Below are 1862 nucleotides of genomic sequence, written 5' to 3'. Positions count from 1 at the left end.
TACGCTCAACGAACATGATAAACCAGTGATACACAGCGATCGTGGTGGCCATTACCGGTGGCCGGGCTGGCTCGAGCGTATCAACACCTCCGGACTTATAAGGTCCATGTCGCGCAAAGGATGCTCGTCGGATAATGCTGCGTGTGAAGGCTTCTTCGGGCGTATCAAAAACGAAATGTTCTATGGCAGAGACTGGGCGGGTATCTAAAAGGCCATTCATGAAAATGGCCTGAAAGATAGAATCGAAAAGATTATCTATAAATGACCAGCTTATAGATCGAGTCTAAATTTTTGAATACATCATCGACTTTAAAGTGGTATACCGTATCTCTGTGAACAGTCGTTGTGGAATATAAACCGTAAGGTTTTATCTCATTGATTCTATTTATTTTGTCATTGGTTACATTATGCATGTGTTTTAAGTATAATGGATATGAAAATAAAGCTTGGTCAAATGATTCATTCGCAGCTACTGCACGAGACTCATCAAGTGATTTGCGCAATTCCAATGGACGATCTTTATGTGCGCGCTTTTCAAGCATTGAACTCATTAATAATTCAGTGAATATCCATGGAGACTTGGTTCTAAACTCATTCCCATCACGAATACATGAGTCGATTGTATTAATAAATATCAGGCATTCAGATTCATGTATCATTTTTATTAATGCAGATGAAAGTATCATATTCAAATTGCTTGCAAGTTTATTACATCGTTCATAAATATATGTATTCTCTTGCCCAGGAAATTTATTGTGATTGTTGTTTAGCTCACGGAGTGCATCATCCATATACCCCCACACTTCTGAATCAACAAATGAACGGATGCCAAACTTAGAATATAAAAAGTTAGCCAAGGCTATTGCCTTAGCTTTATCTACATGACTATGGGAAATAAAAACATGTGCATTTACATCAGGGAACCAGATTTTTTTGAATTCTTCATAATTAATGGACTCATTAATAGAATCAGTGTGTCCATTTGATTTTGTTATTGATTCCCTGATTTTTTTTATCGGATTTTGAAGTTTTAAATCACCTATTAATGTAGTTGAATTAATACCACTCAACAGAAAAGAATCATCAGGTATTGAGAAGTTTAAGGCATGTAGCATGATTAACACTCCTTATTTAAAACAATACAAAAAAGATAAAAACAGCAACAAACATTGGTATATGAAAAAGAAGAATAGATGTGGAAGTTAATGAGCTTTTATATGAAAGAATTTCACCATTTAGTTTATCTTTATATAGCGCAGGGTTAATGCTGAAATAATTAATGGATTCTGAAGTTGATTCGGCCAAATAGTTATATATTTTCCTAAAAATCCTCTCTTGTTGTAGATAATAAGCATCTAATAAACAGAACGCTATGGTACTCACTATTAACGCAAGTAGTAAATAGCTCGAATATTGTGATACATCTTTTTTTAATGCAACTAATGCAACAAATAATGTTAGGTCCCACCCTTTAATATAAAAGGAATTATTAGCCATTCTGGCAATAATTGCCTGCAGGAACCCTAATCCAGCAATTTTAGATTCAATTACATTCATTTTTTGTCCTATTGCATGTTGATAGAGAGACATACAGAAAAGATAGCATAAACACCGTCCAGAACAACCATCTCTGCGAGAGCTAAAGATTAATGACATAAGTTATGATACCGGCATACGACATGAAAGGCGCCAGCCGATGTTCAATGGTGAACGGAAAGTGAGTGGCGCAGCCGGCTGCCGTTTTGACAGGTTATGCCTCACCCCCCCTTCCCTTGTATCTAACAGTTTGTGGTGATTAGCTACCACCACTGAAGCAGAGTGAGCCGCCCCCTTCCCTGAAGGTCAGAAAAGTCGGCACCGCT

General features: G+C 36.9%; 2 protein-coding genes and 1 pseudogene. 1 reads left to right on the top strand and 2 read right to left on the bottom strand.

From position 1 onward, the window contains the following. A pseudogene (locus tag KHQ23_RS25685) lies at window positions 1-205 on the top strand (IS3 family transposase); the annotation flags it as partial. A gap of 46 nt (window positions 206-251) precedes the next feature. Here KHQ23_RS25685 and KHQ23_RS25680 read toward each other — a convergent pair. Beyond that, a complete protein-coding gene (locus KHQ23_RS25680; RefSeq protein ID WP_211776983.1) occupies window positions 252-1115 on the bottom strand; it encodes a toll/interleukin-1 receptor domain-containing protein in 864 nt (287 codons plus the stop codon). Between the two features lie 16 nt (window positions 1116-1131). Further along, window positions 1132-1557, bottom strand: coding sequence for a hypothetical protein (locus KHQ23_RS25675; protein ID WP_227500655.1), 426 nt, complete (start codon window positions 1555-1557; stop codon window positions 1132-1134). Window positions 1558-1862: the final 305 nt, after the last annotated feature.

The sequence above is a fragment of the Klebsiella sp. 64 genome, assembly GCF_018223915.1.
In the GTDB taxonomy this organism is placed as follows: domain Bacteria; phylum Pseudomonadota; class Gammaproteobacteria; order Enterobacterales; family Enterobacteriaceae; genus Klebsiella; species Klebsiella pneumoniae.
Note: the sequence above shows the minus strand (reverse complement) of the source record. Positions and strands in the feature narration are given on the sequence as shown.